At 32.8% G+C, this 18,245-nt stretch carries 16 protein-coding genes; 15 read left to right on the top strand and 1 reads right to left on the bottom strand.

Annotated features, from left to right (window positions below):
* The first annotated feature begins 180 nt into the window (after positions 1–180).
* From LC076_RS00515 to xerS, 14 genes are all read left to right on the top strand, one after another.
* The gene (locus LC076_RS00515) at positions 181–474 is read left to right on the top strand and encodes a DUF3219 family protein (RefSeq protein WP_226665322.1); all 294 of its coding nucleotides are present in this window, start codon (positions 181–183) and stop codon (positions 472–474) included.
* 7 nt (positions 475–481) lie between these two features.
* On the top strand, positions 482–1,480 hold the full coding sequence (locus LC076_RS00520) for an LLM class flavin-dependent oxidoreductase (RefSeq protein WP_226665323.1): 999 nt from the start codon (positions 482–484) through the stop codon (positions 1,478–1,480).
* Between the two features lie 69 nt (positions 1,481–1,549).
* Positions 1,550–2,569 carry a DUF3231 family protein gene (locus LC076_RS00525; RefSeq protein WP_226665324.1) on the top strand — a complete coding sequence of 340 codons (1,020 nt, stop codon included), beginning with the start codon at positions 1,550–1,552 and terminating at the stop codon, positions 2,567–2,569.
* 393 nt (positions 2,570–2,962) lie between these two features.
* On the top strand, positions 2,963–6,151 hold the full coding sequence (locus tag LC076_RS00530) for a DEAD/DEAH box helicase (protein ID WP_226665325.1): 3,189 nt from the start codon (positions 2,963–2,965) through the stop codon (positions 6,149–6,151).
* A 215-nt stretch (positions 6,152–6,366) separates the two neighbouring features.
* The gene (locus tag LC076_RS00535; RefSeq protein WP_319005464.1) at positions 6,367–7,926 is read left to right on the top strand and encodes a spore germination protein; all 1,560 of its coding nucleotides are present in this window, start codon (positions 6,367–6,369) and stop codon (positions 7,924–7,926) included.
* A 4-nt stretch (positions 7,927–7,930) separates the two neighbouring features.
* A complete protein-coding gene (locus tag LC076_RS00540; RefSeq protein WP_226665326.1) occupies positions 7,931–9,043 on the top strand; it encodes a GerAB/ArcD/ProY family transporter in 1,113 nt (370 codons plus the stop codon).
* The gene (locus LC076_RS00545) at positions 9,036–10,205 is read left to right on the top strand and encodes a Ger(x)C family spore germination protein (RefSeq protein WP_226665328.1); all 1,170 of its coding nucleotides are present in this window, start codon (positions 9,036–9,038) and stop codon (positions 10,203–10,205) included. The genes LC076_RS00540 and LC076_RS00545 overlap by 8 nt, the downstream gene beginning before the upstream one ends.
* 65 nt (positions 10,206–10,270) lie before the next feature.
* Positions 10,271–10,432 (top strand): hypothetical protein, encoded by a 162-nt coding sequence (locus LC076_RS00550; RefSeq protein ID WP_226665330.1) that lies wholly within the window; start codon positions 10,271–10,273, stop codon positions 10,430–10,432.
* A 141-nt stretch (positions 10,433–10,573) separates the two neighbouring features.
* Positions 10,574–12,019 carry a DEAD/DEAH box helicase gene (locus LC076_RS00555; RefSeq protein WP_226665332.1) on the top strand — a complete coding sequence of 482 codons (1,446 nt, stop codon included), beginning with the start codon at positions 10,574–10,576 and terminating at the stop codon, positions 12,017–12,019.
* 670 nt (positions 12,020–12,689) lie between these two features.
* Positions 12,690–14,096: a DHA2 family efflux MFS transporter permease subunit gene (locus LC076_RS00560; protein ID WP_226665335.1), complete on the top strand. Its 1,407-nt coding sequence runs from the start codon at positions 12,690–12,692 to the stop codon at positions 14,094–14,096.
* A gap of 106 nt (positions 14,097–14,202) precedes the next feature.
* Positions 14,203–14,430 (top strand): hypothetical protein, encoded by a 228-nt coding sequence (locus LC076_RS00565; protein WP_226665336.1) that lies wholly within the window; start codon positions 14,203–14,205, stop codon positions 14,428–14,430.
* A 19-nt stretch (positions 14,431–14,449) separates the two neighbouring features.
* On the top strand, positions 14,450–14,659 hold the full coding sequence (gene copZ, locus LC076_RS00570) for a copper chaperone CopZ (RefSeq protein WP_226665338.1): 210 nt from the start codon (positions 14,450–14,452) through the stop codon (positions 14,657–14,659).
* Between the two features lie 222 nt (positions 14,660–14,881).
* Positions 14,882–16,099: a hypothetical protein gene (locus LC076_RS00575; RefSeq protein ID WP_226665340.1), complete on the top strand. Its 1,218-nt coding sequence runs from the start codon at positions 14,882–14,884 to the stop codon at positions 16,097–16,099.
* Positions 16,100–16,329: 230 nt separating this feature from the next.
* Positions 16,330–17,409, top strand: a complete 1,080-nt coding sequence (xerS, locus tag LC076_RS00580; RefSeq protein ID WP_226665341.1) for a tyrosine recombinase XerS — start codon at positions 16,330–16,332, stop codon at positions 17,407–17,409.
* Positions 17,410–17,423: 14 nt separating this feature from the next.
* Here xerS and LC076_RS00585 read toward each other — a convergent pair whose 3' ends face one another.
* The gene (locus LC076_RS00585; RefSeq protein ID WP_226665343.1) at positions 17,424–17,642 is read right to left on the bottom strand and encodes a hypothetical protein; all 219 of its coding nucleotides are present in this window, start codon (positions 17,640–17,642) and stop codon (positions 17,424–17,426) included.
* A 125-nt stretch (positions 17,643–17,767) separates the two neighbouring features.
* Here LC076_RS00585 and LC076_RS00590 point away from each other — a divergent pair, with 125 nt between their 5' ends.
* On the top strand, positions 17,768–18,139 hold the full coding sequence (locus LC076_RS00590; protein ID WP_226665345.1) for an rRNA methyltransferase: 372 nt from the start codon (positions 17,768–17,770) through the stop codon (positions 18,137–18,139).
* The last annotated feature ends 106 nt before the right edge of the window (positions 18,140–18,245 follow it).

Consider the following 18,245-nt stretch of genomic DNA (forward strand, 5'->3'; position numbering starts at 1 on the left):
AAAAGTCTACTTATTTCAACATTTCACATAGTTGTTTTATCATTAAGCGTACGAAAATCTAATGGAAAAGGCTTGCTTTAAAATGATTAGCTGAAACCATAATTGGAAGGAAATTAGTTAATATCACCTAAGATGATATCTTTAAAACAGAGCTTAACTCAATTTAAAGGAGGAAACATCTTGATTAACGAAATAATTATCGACGGTAAAAATCTAGCAATAACCAATTATAAAGAAAAAACAATAAACGGTTTGGTTGAAATTTCAATTCAATTTAATGTTTTAAGCGAGGATTATCATAATATAACAACATTGCTTTACAAAGATACTTTTCACATTACCGTGCCTGAAAAAAACACCTATATCACAGCGAAAATTACGCAATATTCTACGTCTATAACCAATTTATATAATAAAGAGCAAACTGGCATATTTAAAGTGAGATTTTCTGAATTGATGAAGGAAGGAAGGTAAAAACAATATGATTCTTAGTATTCTAGATCAATCACCTATAGCAAGTAATCAATCAGCTAAAGATGCGTTAAACGAATCGGTAAAATTGGCTCAAATAGGAGAAAAATTAGGTTATAAACGTTATTGGATAGCTGAACATCATGATTTACCGGGGCTCGCGTGTTCAGCTCCAGAAGTTATGATTCCATATATATGTGCAAATACCAATACTATTCGTGTTGGCTCAGGAGCTGTTTTATTGCCTTATTATAGACCGTATAAAGTTGCAGAAACATATAATATGTTGGCAACATTGTTTCTGAATCGAATTGATATTGGAATAGGACGAGCTCCAGGTGGTTCCGCAGAAGCAACAAATGCCTTAACAGATAATTTTCTCGAACAGGTATGGAAAATGCCAGATCATGTGAAAGAACTACTTCATTTTCTATATCATGACTTTCCCGTTGACCATGACTATAGAAAGATTGCAGCATCTCCACTTCCAGAAACTCCACCTGTTCCATGGCTTTTAGGAACAAGTAAAAAAAGTGCAAAACTTGCAGCTGAAAATGGACTTCCTTACACATATGGGCTTTTTATGAGTGATAATGATGGAGAAGAAATCATCCAAACTTATTTGAACTCTTTTACTCCAAGATTTCCAGGTCAACAAGCGCAAGTAATGATAACAGTATCTGCTGTGTGTGCTGAAACAACAGAAAAAGCGGAAGAAATTGCAACTAGCTCACTCTTATGGTCGCTACAAAGAGTAAAGGGGGAAGGTGAAAATGGAATCCCATCTATTAAAGAGGCAAAGAAATATCCTTTAAATAAAGAAGAAGAAATAAATCTTCAGAAAATAAAACAAAAAATGCTGATTGGTCATCCAGAAGAGGTACATCAAAATTTATTAAGAATTCAACAAAAATATCAAGCAAATGAAATCATGATTAACACCATTACTTACTTACCAGAAGATCGAATCACATCTTATTCTTTATTAGCGGAACAAATCAATCATTAGCTTTCTATGTATATTCTATTGATCATTTGAAAAACTAACATTTAGTTAAGCTTCTAGAGGAGGTGTCTTATGGAGAATATAAAGCACAATGTTCGTCTAACAGGTCCAGAAATTTCTGCTCTATGGACACAGTACTTGAATGACAGTATGGCCATATGTGTTTTAACATATGCTTTAGAATCTTGTAAAGATAAAGACATTTACGCTGTCATCGAATTTGCTTTATCATTATCCAAAACACATATAAATAAAATCACAGAAGCGTTAAAAGGAGAAAATTATCCATCCCCAAAAGGATTCACAATGGAGGATGTCAATCTGAATGCACCCCCTTTATTCTCAGAAACGTTTTGGATGCAATATCTTTATGTGATGACACTTCATGGGATGAACGGTTATTCTTTGTCTGTTGGAACCTCTGTTAGAGGTGATCAACGAGAGTACTTTATGAAATGTAATAAAGAAGCGATGGAACTATATGATAAATTAGTAGAAGTTATGCTAGATAAAGGCATTTTTAGCCGCTCTCCGTTTATCAATGCACCACATGAACAGGATGTTATTGATAAACAAAGTTATTTAACAGGATGGTTTGGAAAAAGAAGACCCTTAAATGGCATTGAAATGGGACATCTTTATTACAATATGCAAAAAACAATCGTAAAAATTGACCTAGAGATAGCATTTGCTCAAGTCACTACTTCAAAGGAGCTCCGTGAATATTTTCAAAAAGGGGCTAAAATATGTAAAAAGCATATCAGTACCTTCAACTCAATTTTAACTGAGAACGACCTACCATCACCACGTAATTGGACATCAGAAATATCTAATACGACCATTGCACCTTTTTCAAATAAACTTATGTTATTTCATGTTGCCTCATTAATAGCTGTCAGTGTTGGATATTACGGTACTGCTTTATCTGTTTCACAACGTAGAGACATAATCGCACAATACTTACGCTTAATGGGTGAAATCGGCATATACGCAGAAGACGGTATTAATCTTATGATAAAAAATAGTTGGCTAGAGCAACCACCAAGTTCAGATAATCGTGATACTTTAGCAAAGAAAAATCATCGTTTGTAGGCAAAAAAGGTAAGCAGAAACTGCTCACCTTTTTTTGTGTCAATGCGAATAATTAAGATAGTGAATATTCTAAAGGCTTATGTTAAAGAAGGAACTTTAAGCAATACGCTTAAACGATAGATCACTCTATTTATTAAACGTATCATTTTGTAACTCATTAACATATATGTTGGAAATAAGCTGAAAAGAATATTCAAAGTTATCCCTCCACATTGAATTTTTTTTTTGTGTTAATTGTTTAACACTAGTACTATTCTTCTTCATATTAAATTTTCTATTCATAATACTATTTAAAGACAACGCAAAAGAGGGAGCATTTCGCTTACATATGGTACAATATATAAATTGTTAAAATTAATTTCTACTCTAACATGAGAAGGAGCGAAACGCATTTTGGCTATAACAATAACAAATAAAATGATTAAAGAAATGTGTGGAGAAATCTCCTTCAAAAGAGGAGATTCTTTTTATCGAGCGAATAAAGTACAAATTGAGCTTTCAAATACTAATGAATATCAAGCTATTGTGAAAGGAGCAGAGGATTTTCATGTTGCAATTAAGAAAGGAATGAAGGGAGAAATTCATGCAAATTGCAGTTGTCCTAAATTAGCTTCCTTTACAAAAGATTGTCAACATATTGCTGCTACTTTACTAGCTATCATGAATCATCATATATCCATTCCACTTGATTCAAATAAGTCTGAATCACATAACTTAGCATTAAATGATGACTTACTTACTTTATTTCAACAAAAATCTGATCGCTCTAGCGGTCACCAGAGTCACTTTGAAACTAGAAAAATACTTGATGTAGAATTTACATGTAAGCCTGTACAAAAAGACGATACCGAAATCTTACTTGCAATTGAACTAGTCGTAGCAGGAATAAAAGTAAAAAACATTAGAGAGTTTCTTGATAATGTTAATAATGGAAAAAAACACGTTATTTCAGAAGCATTCACATATGACAAAAGAATTCATTGCTTTTCAAAGGAAACAAACGATATTATTCTAAAGCTAATTGAAGTTTTTCAAAATGAAAGGGTTTATTCTAAAACAATAAACACGGAAGAGAAGGCATCAATACAAATTCCACCTTCTTCCTGGCAAGCTTTTGTTCCTTTATTGTTGAAAGCACCTTTAGTTAAGCAAGAATATCATAATACCACCTATCAGGGTCTCCAAATTTCAAACGGAAAACTACCACTAAAAATTGACTTTCATCCATCATTGGATAAACATTTTCAACTTGAGGTTAAAGGTTTTCAAGGAATGATATTATTAAATTCCTATCACTCCGTTTTATCTCATGGAATTCTGTACCAGCTTGAAGTGAGAGATAGTAAACGCCTGAATGAATTAATTGGAATGATCAATCGATCTACTACTAATAGCATACCAATTCTCCAAGAACAGATTGGTTTTTTTCTTGAGAAAGTAATTCCAGGATTAAAGAAATTAGGAGATGTCACAATAGCTGATGAAATTTCTCAACAGCTCGTTATAACACCACTAAAAGCAAAACTTTATTTAGATCGTCTGAAAAATCGTCTTCTTGCTGGACTTGAATTTCACTATGAAGAGATAGTTATATCTCCACTGGAAAACAAAGAAAATCAATCCAATATGTTTTTAGTAAGAGATGTTAATCAAGAAACAAAAATTTTAGAATTAATGGATGAAATCCCTTTTACAAAAACAGATGGTGGATATTTTTTACAAAATGAAGAATTGGAATATAGGTTTTTAACACATGTTTTACCAAAATTACAAAAACACATGCAGATCTATGCAACAACTGCTATCCGAAACCGAATATTTAGAGGGAACGTTCGACCTCAAATACGTGTGAAAGTCAAAAAAGAACGAACCAATTGGCTTGAATTTAAATTTGATATAGATGGCATACCAAATGATGAAATTAAGGACATTCTAGCTGCATTAGAGGAAAAAAGAAAGTACTACCGATTACGTAATGGTTCATTGCTTTCTTTAGAAACCAGTGAAATCGAAGAAATACAACGCTTTTTACAATCACCACAAGTTGAAAATAAAGATATCTTAAATGGACTGGATTTACCTATTGAACAAAGTCTCCAGCTTCTAGATACTGTTGAAGGTAGTTCAGCATTTATGCTCGAACCTTCTTTTCAACAGTTTCTAGATACGATCCGAAATCCTGGACATCTTCAATTTGAGGTACCAAAAAGCATGGCTCCCATACTAAAAGATTATCAAAAACTTGGATTTCAGTGGATGAAAACTCTTGCGTATTATGGGTTTGGTGGCATTTTAGCTGATGATATGGGACTTGGAAAAACGATTCAAAGTATCAGCTTTATAAGATCTGAGCTTTCAAATATAAGGAAGCAGAAGCAACCAGTCCTGATTGTTTGTCCATCATCACTAACTTATAATTGGTTAAGTGAATGTATGAAGTTTGCTCCAGAAATCGAAGCTCTTGTTATCGATGGCACTAAGGCTGAGCGAGAGAATCTTCAGCGTGAATTACATGGTATTGATGTTGTCATTTCTTCTTATCCGCTTGTCAGAAGAGATATTAAATGGTTTGAGCAGCAACAGTTTCACACGATATTTTTTGATGAAGCTCAAGCTTTTAAAAATCCAGTCACTCAAACTGCACGTGCGGTAAAGAAGTTAAAAGCTGATTACCGATTTGCGTTAACAGGTACACCTGTTGAAAACTCGAGTGAAGAAATATGGTCGATTTTTCACGTTGTGTTTCCAACTCTCTTTCTTGGTCTTAAGGATTTTAGTAAACTATCAAGAAAAACAATCTCTAAGCGAATTCAACCCTTTTTACTTAGAAGAATGAAGGAAGATGTTTTAAAAGAGTTTCCCGAAAAAAGAGAACTACTTGAAATCTCCGAATTACATCCTGAACAAAAAAAGCTATATGCTGCTTATTTGGCTAAACTAAGACACGACACATTAAAGCATTTAGATAAAGAGACCATTTACAAAAATCGTATCAAAATTTTAGCAGGCTTAACTCGCCTACGACAAATCTGTTGTCATCCGCAATTATTTATCGATGGATATAGTGGTTCATCAGGAAAATTTGAGCAGCTCATGACTATTATTCATGAAGCGAAACATTCGGGTAGAAGAGTCTTACTCTTTTCGCAATTTACAAAAATGCTTTCTCTTATAGGAAAAGAGCTAACTTCAGAAGGATTGAGCTTTTTTTACCTTGATGGACAAACACCATCAGATGAACGAGTGGAATTATGCAATCGCTACAATTCCGGGGAGCGAGACTTTTTCCTTATTTCTTTAAAAGCGGGAGGTACAGGTCTTAACTTGATGAGTGCAGATACAGTCATTTTATATGATACTTGGTGGAACCCTGCAGTTGAAGAACAAGCAGCAGACCGTGCCCACAGGATAGGTCAAAAAAATGACGTTCAAGTAATTAAGCTCATAACCAGAGGAACAATAGAAGAAAAAATAAATGCTCTACAAGATAAAAAGAAAATGCTTGTTGATGAAATTATTAATCCAGATGACGGAATAAAGAGTACACTAACTGAAGATGACCTTAAAGAATTATTTATGTAAAAAAACCCGCCAATTAATTTATGTTGGTGGGTTTTTCTTTGTGGTTATCGGAAAAGAGAATGTAGCCTACACTGCTATTTGATATATTTCGACATAGATAATCATCTATAACAAGTTTAGCTTCTCCTTAAGCCAAAACGTATATTCCTTATTCACTTGGTAAAAAATGAATAACAGAAGTACGGATTTTCATTCTTGGTTAAGAGGTGTTTAGTTTGTTTGGTTTTCTACGAAGAAATGCTCATTTTCAACATCACGAACAGAAAAAACGACCAGAGCTGGACGAAACAAAAGAAGATTTTTCACCTCAATTGTTTTTAAATATAGAAAAGAATATTGAAAACATCGCAAAGATGCTTAATTCGCCTAATGATTTAGTTGTTCGAAGATTAATGATCGGTCATACAAAAATGGCACTTTTTTATTTTGATGGCTTAATTGATAAGAAAAGTGTAAATGAATTTGTCATAAAAAACATTCAATCTGAAATGACTCAATTAGAAGTTATTGCTACAAATACGGAGGAACTACTAAAACATCTTCAGAATGAAATTTTATCTATTTCTGAAGTAGCTACAATCCATACTCTAGATGATATGAGTTTAGCCATTCTTTCAGGTGATACCGCTCTTATGATAGACGGTGAACAAGATGTATTAATTATCGGAACTAAAGGATGGGAAAGCCGCAGTATCGAAGAACCGACTACTGAAGCTTTAGTAAGAGGACCGAGAGATGGATTTACTGAAAATATTGGAACAAACCTTGTCCATTTAAGAAGAAGAATACGAGATCCCAATTTACGTTTTGAACAATTTAAAGTGGGAAGAAGATCCAAAAAAAGTTTGGTTTTATCCTATATTGATGGGATTGTTCATCCTCAAATTGTGAAAGAAGTAAGAAGAAGAGTGAACTCTATTGATTTAGATGATGTTCCTGAATCGGGATATGTTGAACAATGGATAGAAGATGATTTTTTATCTCCTTTTCCTCAACTTCAAAACACAGAAAGACCTGATAAAGTTTCTGCTGGATTAATGCAAGGAAAGGTAGCTATTTTTTTAGATGGAACACCATTTGTTTTGTTAGCACCTTTAACATTTGCTGAAACATTACAATCACCCGAAGATTATTACGAACGCTGGTATATAGGTTCTTTAATAAGAGCCTTAAGGTACTTTTGCGCATTTATTGCCTTATTTTTACCAAGTTTATATGTTGCATTGGTTTCCTTTCATCCAGGAATGATTCCATCAAATCTTGCATTTTCGATTTCTTCCACTAGGGAGGGTGTACCATTTCCATCATTTATAGAAGCGGTATTTATGGAGATCACGATGGAAATCTTGAGAGAAGCCGGAATTCGATTACCTAAGCCGATTGGGCAAACAGTAGGAATTGTTGGTGGATTAGTTATCGGAGAAGCTGCTGTTAGTGCAGGAATTGTAAGTCCAATTATGGTTATTGTTGTAGCTGTTACAGCGATTTCTACATTTGCTATTCCGTTTTATTCATTTGCGATCTCCATTAGAATGTTACGGTTCTTTTTTTTAATTGTTGCAAGCATTTTTGGATTTTATGGAATCATTCTTGCTTACATTATAATCAATATTCATTTGGCAAATTTAAAATCTATGGGTGTCCCTTATACAACACCATTTGCCCCTTCGATATATAGTGATTGGAAAGATCTTGTGATTCGAGCTCCCTTAACTTTTTTCACAAAGAGACCACAGTACATGCAAACTGAAGATGATAAACGTATGGGGGAATAAGCTTATGAAAACACTCGATTATGCGGATCAGCAAATAGGGGGAAAGGAATTAGCTTATATTGTTTCCTCTATGATGATCGGTGTAGGTGTACTAACACTTCCACGACTTGTTGCAACACATACTAACGTATTTGATGGGTGGATATCAATTGTTTCTAGTGGAATGTTCTTTCTGTTTTTTGGATGGTTATTAGCCAAAATAGTTTCTGCACATCCCCAAAAAACGTTCCTAGAATATACAACAACTACGTTCACCAAACCAGTTGCCTATATTTTAGCGTTTATATTAGCTATGACTTTTATGTTAACTTGTTCTTTAGAAACAAGAGTGATAACAAATGTTTCAAAGCTTTATATGTTTGATCAAACACCCATTGAGGCGATATCACTTGTCTTTTTATTAGTTGTTATTTACGGTGTTTCAGGGTCAAGGATTGCGTTACTAAGACTAAATTTAATGTTTTTACCTATTGTTATAAGTATTGCATTACTTGTTCAAGCATTCAACATTCCGTTATTTGAAATGGAAAATCTTCGCCCTTCTTTTACCACTTCTCTAACCGGATATTGGCAGTCTGCACAAGAAACTGTTTTTTCTTTTATTGGATATGTTGTCATTCTTGTATATATATCATTAATGAAATATCCAAAGCTTGCACCAAAGATGACGGTTATTGGAATTGGAATACCAATGATTCTTTATATCATCATTTATACAGTAACAATTGGTGTATTTGGTCAACTAGCTACAGCTGAAATAATTTATCCAACAATTGAAGTTGCCAAAGAAATTGAAGCACCTGGTGGGTTTGTCGAACGATTTGAATCAATTTTTTTCACGGTATGGATTATGACCGTTTTTAATACAGCTTCAATGTCACTTGATATTACCCTTCATTTATTGCAATCTATGATCAAATTAAAAAGAAACACATGGATCCTTATATTATCACCAATCATTTATTTAGTTGCTATGTCACCAGATACAGCGTTTCAAATACAATTAGTTGGAAAAACAATCGCTATAATAGGATTCTTTTATGGAGTGATATTCCCGCTTTTTTTTCTTTTAATCACGAAAATTAAAAGAATTAAAGGAGCTAAACAGCATGCGTAAATGGAGATTACTCATCATCATTTTTTGTTTATTGATTACTTCAGGTTGTTGGGATTCTATCGAGCTTGAAGAACGTGGTTTTGTGATTGGTGTAGGGATTGATTTAAGTGAAGATGACGTTGAAGATCAAGGGAAAATAAAATTATCCCAGCAATTTGTTATCCCCTCTGGTTCAAGTCAAGGAGAAAGTGGTCAAGGTGGTTCAGCCGATGCCTTTCAAAATATAACTTCAACTGGGAATACAATTTTTGAAACAGTAAGAAGAGTCGCTGCAAGAACAAATCGCTCTCCCTTTTATGAGCATATTAAACTCATCGTTGTTTCTGAAGCCATTGCAGAATCCGATGTTTTTCCTGATATACTTGATTACTTTCTTAGGTACCCAGAAATGCGTAGAGGAACTCAAATTATGATTACCCCTGAAAAAGCTGGAGACATCTTAGAGATTACACCGAAAAATGAAAAGCTTCCAGCAATTTATATTAAATCTATATCAAGAAATAATTATAAAAATGCTAGAATGGTACCACCTACAAGAATTGGGAAGATACATGAAAACTTACTTGGAAATGAAAGCTATATGATTCAAATGATTGAAAAACTAAATTCAGAAGAAGTGAAAATTTCTGGTCAAGCTGTTTTTAACGGGTATACAGATAAACTTGTAGGCTTTATAGAAGAGGACGCCACAGAAGGAATTAACTTCATAACTGGAGAATTAAAAGGTGGTTTACTTGAAGCAAAGGTTAAAGACGAAATTGTTGTGTATGAAATGGATAAAGTGAAAACAACGGTCGAACCTATTTATGAAAAAGGTAAGATAAAATTTAAAGTTGATATTAAAACAACCGGGACAATTCCTGAATCATATAAATCATTTGATCTTCTGAATAAAAAAGAAATTGAACAAACAGAACAAGCTGTCAAAAAGGAAATATACCGTTTTACCGATCTTGCTATAAAAAGAGTGAGAGATGAACTCAAAACAGATATTTTTGACTTTGGGAAAAAATTCAAAATAAAATACCCGAAAGAATGGGAGAATTTCATAAATGATTGGGACATTGATGAAAACTACTTCTCACAAAGCGAGATTGAAGTAAATGTGAACACTGTCATAGACAGAAGCGGAACGATTATTCGTTCTTCGTTAAAGGATTAATAAGTTGGTTTGAAAAATTCTGTCTTCTTTGTTCTTTTAAAGACTATAAAAAGGAGAGTCAACATATGAAAGAAACCTTAGAAGTATTTATCCCTTCCTGGATTCAAATATTCTATAGCATGTTAGCATTTTTCATCCCTTTTTCTTTATACAGAGTTAGTAATTTATTTTACAAAAAAGGAAATCCAAGCTGGAAAAAGGAAGAAATGAGGAACCAAGAAGAGTAAGAAACAAAGCAAGATTCGAGATAAACCTTTTTTCCTGTAAAATTTAACGTATAATAAACATATTCAGATTTTGCATATGATACTTTTTTGAAGAGAATCCTATTTATAAAGTTGAATAATCCAATTAAATGAGGTTTATATATGACTAAAGGTAATTTTGAAGAGTTTAAATTAAGTGATGAAATAAAGAGATCTTTACAAGTATTAAAATATGATACACCTACTGAGGTTCAACGTGAAGTCTTGCCAAAAGCATTTAATAAACAAGATCTTGTTGTCAAATCTCAAACAGGTAGTGGAAAAACAGCATCATTTGGTATTCCGCTTTGTGAAATGATCAATTGGGAAGAAAGAAAACCTCAAGCTTTGATATTAACACCAACACGTGAGCTTGCTGTTCAAGTTCGAGAAGATATCACAAATATCGGTCGTTTTAAACGAATTAAAGCAATGGCGGTCTACGGAAAAGAACCTTTTGCAAAACAAAAGGAAGAATTAAAGCAAAAAACTCATGTTGTAGTAGGAACTCCTGGTCGTGTAATGGATCATATTGAAAGAGGAACTTTATCTTTAGAAAAAATTGAATACCTTGTGATTGATGAAGCAGATGAAATGCTTAATATGGGATTCATTGATGAAGTTGAAGGAATAATTAAAGAGTTACCTAATGACCGGGTAACAATGGTCTTTTCAGCAACTTTACCAAAAGATGTTGAAAATCTCTGTCATCAATACATGAAGAACCCTACACAGATTGAAATTGCGGCTAAAGAGATAACAACAAATACAATTGAGCACAAGCTCATAACCGTGAAGGAACAAGAAAAAATATCACTTCTAAAAGATTTAATAGTTGTAGAAAATCCTGATAGCTGCATCATTTTTTGTCGTACAAAGGATAACGTTGATACTGTTTTCTCACAACTGGATCATGCTAATTATTCTGTTGAAAAACTTCATGGCGGTTTAGAGCAAGAAGATCGTTTTGCTGTGATGGATGGTTTCAAAATCGGGAATTTTCGATATTTAGTGGCCACAGATGTAGCGGCAAGAGGAATTGATATTGATAATGTCACACTTGTGATAAATTATGATGTACCAATGGAAAAAGAAAGCTATGTTCACAGAACTGGTCGAACAGGCCGCGCAGGCAATAAAGGGAAAGCAATCACCTTTGCAACACCATTTGAAGATAAATTTGTTCGTGCAATTGAAAGATACATCGGCTTTGATATACCTGCAATTGATGCTCCGACTAAAGAGGATGTAAGCAAAAATAAAGAAGCCTTTGAAGAAAAAATAAGTGGACGACGAGTGGTGAAAAATAACAAAACAGCAAGAATTAATAAAGATATTACAAAACTTCATTTTAACGGTGGCAAAAAGAAAAAACTTAGAGCAGTTGACTTTGTTGGGACAATTTCCAACATCTCTGGTGTAACTGCAGAAGACATCGGAATAATTACCATTCAAGATCAATTATCTTATGTTGATATCCTTAATGGAAAAGGTTCGTTGGTTTTACAAGCCATGGAGCACACTACTATTAAAGGTAAAAAATTAAAGGTAAGTATCGCGATCAAGTAGTTTTATTTTTTATAAAAAGTTTGAAGGCTTCATAGATATAAAATAAATGTTAAGTTCAAATCATTTAAGATTTGAACTTTTTTCGATGAATAAATATAATGGCCATTAATAAAAAAATTAAAAAAACTCCACACAATTATACTCAAATATTTGTGATATGATATTTCAAAATAACTATAATCGAAGTAAATGAAAAAAAAAACCGATGTTTGACTGAATTATAATTATATTAAAATAACATAACAGAGTATGTTCAGATATTTACTTTGAGTTAGCTGGAAAAAGAAGACTTGTAGAGATTTATTCTATGGAACAAGTAGGGTCAAAGCCATCTATAACATTAACCAAAAGGTGAATATGAAATTACTAAAATTAAGAGCATCTCTTGCTAGTTCTCCCGTTAATTTATCGAGTAAAACAACATGTACCCTTTGATGAAATTATGCTAACTTTTGATATCATATATAAACAGCATGAACAATCGAAATAATTATTTGTAGACAGTATTCTACAATGATTTAGTTTGTTTGTGTTACATTCACATCCAAGACTAGTGTAATCACAAGCTAATCACTTTTAAATTCTTAATTAATTGTTTATAATAATTTGTCTGTATAACTACAGTATAAATTTATGATTGATTCAATGTAGAAATGGGGAAGGAATTAGGATGAATTCATCAAGTTATAATAAAACGACAATTGTTACCCTGTTGCTTGCTGGCTCATTTATTGCCATACTAAATCAAACATTAATGATTACGGCAATACCACCAATTATGAAAGAAATGGGTGTGACTGCAAATAGTGCACAATGGCTGACAACTGTATTTATGTGTGTGAATGGAATTATGATTCCGATAAGCGCATTTTTATTAGAGAAATTTACAACTAGACAGCTATTTATTACAGCTATGAGTGTTTTTGCATTTGGAACATTAGTTGCTGCGATCGCTCCTAATTTCGAGGTTTTACTATTAGGGCGAGTGATTCAATCTAGCGGAGCTGGTGTTATGCTACCACTTATGACCACTGTATTCTTAATGATTTTCCCTATAAACAAGCGTGGTGCTGCAATGGGACTTATAGGTCTTGTTATATCCTTTGCTCCAGCAATCGGCCCAGCTTTATCAGGTTGGATCACCTCACATTATTCATGGAGAGTCTTATTTTTTATTATTTTACCAATTGCACTTATAGATATAGTTGTTGCCATATTCGCTCTAAAAAACGTAACTGAAATCACAAAGCCAAAGCTAGATATCGTATCAATTATGTTTTCCACCTTAGGTTTTGGAGGCCTTCTATACGGATTTACTTCTGCAGGAAACAACGGTTGGTTAGATCCAATTACGCTGACTACTGTAAGTGTTGGTGTGTTATCACTGATTTTATTTATAACAAGACAGCTGCGTTTAGAGCATCCAATGCTTGAATTTAGAGTGTTTAAATTTTCAATTTTTCCTTTTGCTGTTATCATCGGGATGATTACGTTTATGGGCTTGATCGGTGTTGAAACGATTATTCCATTATTTATGCAAGATATGCGGAATTTCACAGCATTTGAAGCAGGTTTAGCTTTGTTGCCAGGTGCTCTTATCACTGGAATTTTATCACCGATTATTGGTCGTGTATTTGATAAAATTGGTGCTCGTTGGTTAGTTATTACTGGTTTATCAATCTTAACAATATCCACATTTGCTTTCTCGAGTCTAGATACAGAAACAAGTTTCACATACATTACTGTGATGTATGGAGTAAGAATGTTTGGTTTAGCTATGGTCTTAATGCCTGTACAAACTGCTGCATTAAATCAGCTGCCAAAACGACTTATCCCACACGGAGCCGCGATGGATAACACGATGAGAATGATCGCAGCATCAGTTGGTACAGCAATACTCGTAACAGTTATGACAACAACAGAAACACTTGCTGAACAAAAATCTGAGGTGCTTCGTCCTGACATATTTGGAGCTAATATTGCCTTTATAGTTGTTGCCGTTCTTTCATTAATCGGACTGTTTTTTGCGTTTTTTATAACAAGTTCACAAAAATCATCACAAGTAAATAATGAATAGAGGGAGGACTTTGCTGAAGTAATCAGCAAAGTCTTTTTTTTATTTATGCATAAAGATTCTCCAATCGATCATTCTAAATAGAAGATAAAAAAAGGAGATTAAAAAAATGGATACATTTGAAATAACACACATGATTATTGATGAACATTTTAATGGTGAAGAATCAGTTACAACAGATTTTACTCACAACAATAAAGATTACAGCATTACTTTTAAAAAATCAGATCTCGAAGTAGTAAACACCTGGATTTTTGAAGAAGAAACATCACTTCCGGCTAATTTATCAGAAAATATGATTGAATTACTTAGAGAAGAGGTAAAGAAAAACATATAAATTAAAGGGAGATGATGGTATGGAAAAGGTTTCGTTAAAAGTAAAAGGAATGTCATGTGATCATTGTGTAAAGAGCATGGAAGAAAACGTTGGAACATTAAACGGAGTTGATAGATTATTGGTTGATTTAGAGAAAGAAAATGTCTTTATTGAATATAATAATGACATTGTTTCACTAGATAAACTGAAAGAGACAATTGAAGAGCAAGGATATGAAGTTAAAAGTTAATGTATATTCAAACCATTAAAAAGCCGAGAATTCAACAAGTGATATGTTGAATTCTCGGCTTTTTGTATCGGAAGTTTGTTAGCAAATGTATGATAACTACTCAACTTTTTTCCACGATTAATAAATCAAATCTAAACAAACCTTGAGGAATGTTTTGAATAGTATTGTTATATTTCATAGAATTTGAAATAATTAGAAAAAAAGAATAAAAGGGAGGGCATGATGAACAACACAGTACAATTAACTATCTTCATTTCCACTATCGTCCTTATACTGGTATTTTATCGAAAATCAAAAGAGGAGGAACCATTTTTACTTCTAAAGTTATTTGGATTTACTTTTCTTGGAGCCTTTATGCTGGATTTAAATGGACTAAAGCTACCATTAGGTTTTGCTGTATTTCTATTGTTTTTCCGTCAACCTAAAGTTAATGCTAAGACAAAAAATTTTGCAGCCTATATTGGATTAGTCATTTTTGTGCTCGGTATATTGATTCCGCAAATTGAAAATATGATCTATGAAAGGACACTTCATGTTGATATATTAGATACAAATTTTTATAGTGGAAGCTTATTAGAGGAAATAGAAAATCTAAGGAATCAGTTGGATATGGATGATAATAGCATTGAATTAAGTGAGCTTGAGTTAACCATTGATGAAGATGGAACGTATGAAGGGTTTAAGCTAGAGCTTGTAGAGCAAAATTATGAAGGTACGGTAAACTACTATAACATTGATCTTTCTAATGACAAAAGACGTCTTGAAATAAAAAGGCAAAAGGTTAAAGAGTATGAATACCAGAATAATTATATGTATACTGACGCAAAGCTCGTGCTTGGTAATCTTGACCTCGTTACAGATTCAATGCTTGACTTTGAAGGGTACAAGTATATTCAGCTTATAACAGACGGTCGGCGTGTTAACTATGCTGATAAAGGAAAAGAAAATTTCCAAATAAACACGGCAGGCAAAAATAAGATTGATAACAACCAACTTCCAGTACAAGCAATTGTGGTAAGTTTATGCAAAGGTAATAAAATAGACGAATACCAAAATCTATATGATTGCAAACATGATGATGAACGGTTCTTGCTAGACATGCTAAAACATGAGATAGATCTAACTGAATCCTCAGTTATAGATGCAGTTAGACAGAAATCAGCTGAGATTGATGAGTGGCTCATGAAGCATGTTGGTGATTTTATTGGGTTCGAAAAAAATGGGGAATTTATTCTTATTAAAGACGGTGTTGAAGAGAAGGTGCCGGAGTCAGAATATATGATGACTTTGAAAGAAACACCTTTAACTACCATTACTCAAAACGAACATAATAATTTATGGGAGGTAACAGTCGAAAATCCCTATGGTGATGCTCCTCACATAATGGAGTTTACATTTGATGGAGAAAGACGGGAAATTCTTGAATTGAAATTTCGTTAAATACATTAACAGACGATTTATAATTATAAAGAAGATCGATATGACACAAAGTATTTATTAATTTAAATGTTTGTGTCATGAGATCAAATATTTAAACTAGAATAGATGTTTGTGTAACAAAAGGTGTGTACAATAAAACAAATACATTATTACGTAAAATATAAATTTGACGTAATAAACTACACAATTATGTATTTATAAGGTACAATATGATTATCGAGGTGAAAATTATGGCAAATGAATCACAACAGCAACATTATAAAAAACTTCAAGTTTTACTTAAAGAATTACCATGGTATGTTGAAGAATACATCGATCATAAACGACGTAAGCTTTCTGCTGCATCTTTACTCAACTATTGCCATGATTATAAAATCTTTTTCAACTGGATCATTGCTGAGCAACTTTATGAAGGTAATTTAACAGAAATTCCATTAGAGCTATTAGAAAAACTAACGGTCCAGCAAGTTGAAGGTTTTTTACATGCCCTACAATATCAATTACATAACAAAGAAATCACTGTTAATCGTAAATTATCTGCATTAAAATCATTATTTAATTACCTACAGAATATTGCCGAAACCCGTGATCTAAAGCCCTATCTCAACCGAAATGTAATGGCAAAAATTGAATTTAATGAACTTAAGGACAGTATGGAAACAATCGCAAATAAAATGGAAGGCAAAATTTTGCTTGGTGATGAATATGAGAATTTCAGAAGATTTATAGCTAGTGACTATGGTGAAAGCATAAAAGAAAATAAAAAACTAGTAAACTTTTATTCATTAAATAAAGAGCGAGATACGGCGATCGTTTCATTAATTTTAGGCTCTGGATTACGTCTCTCTGAAGTTGTAAATCTAGATTTAGATGATATTGATTTCAAAAAATTCACTGCAAGAGTCATTCGTAAAGGAAACAAAGAACAATACGTCTATTTCAGTAAAATTGCGATGGATGATTTACTGGAGTATTTAAAAATTCGTGAAAAACGCTATGATGTAGAGAAAAATAACAAAGCCTTATTTGTTGCTGCAGCTATGGGCCCAAAAGGTAAATCTAGAAGGTTAACCGGTAGATCTATTGAGAAATTAATTGAAAAATATGCTACGGCATTCGGTAAACCTTCCCTTTCCGTACATAAGTTACGACATTCTTTTGCAACAAGATATCACGCTGAAATAAACGATGTTCCCAAATTAAGAAGGCAGTTAGGTCATTCATCGATTCAAACGACAATGATTTATACTCATATTAGAAATGATGATTTAAGAAGCGCTGTTGATAAAATGGATATGCCAAAAGAGTAAATCAGAAATTCATTTTATCTCTTTTTCTTTTTAGAATCTTTTTCGAGTATTTGATTTTTAAGATGTTTATCTAGAGATACAAGAACATGGAAATGATTTTCTTCAACTTCCTTAATACTTAATACCTTACCTTTACGACCTTTAATTTTAATCGTCTCATCTATATTAGGTATATTTGTTAAGAATTGAGTCAACACGATCGATCCTTCGTCTATAAAATGTACAACAGACATATTTTGTATCTCCTTTATTATAAAAGTGAGCCATTTCTAAGAGTACACGGCCCTATTTATACACTATTGGAGAAAGATCAAATATAGACCAATAGAATTTTTTGAATGAAGATGGTGGTAATATAATGTGGAAGTTAACAAATGGTAAATTAGTCCAAACAACAGATCAAAGCAGAGTCAAATTTAGAACAAATATTAGTAAATCACTAATCGTTCATTTAAGTAAATTAGCTGATGAATATGATAGCCATCCGAATTATTTACTTGAAAATGGCTTACAAAACTTGCTATCACATGGCACAATTACGTTTAATAAGGCTTTACGACCTAAAGATCGAGTCCAATACAAAACAACGTATGATAAGGAGCTATTGGCTGCTGTTAAAGAGTTTGCAAGCGAGAATACCCTTTATACTAATGATGTTTTGGAATACAGTGTAAGCTTTATTGACTTTAAAACAATTAAAAACAGTAGTTATAAACATCGGGTTGAATAGACCCTTTTTCATGATTTTCTATAACGCCCCTAACATAATATATATTATAGGAAGTTAGAAAGAAAAACTCACATTATGTCTCAATATCCTAGATTACTTAAGGTAT

The organism is Metabacillus litoralis (assembly GCF_020524045.1).
In the GTDB taxonomy this organism is placed as follows: Bacteria; Bacillota; Bacilli; order Bacillales; family Bacillaceae; genus Metabacillus; species Metabacillus litoralis_C.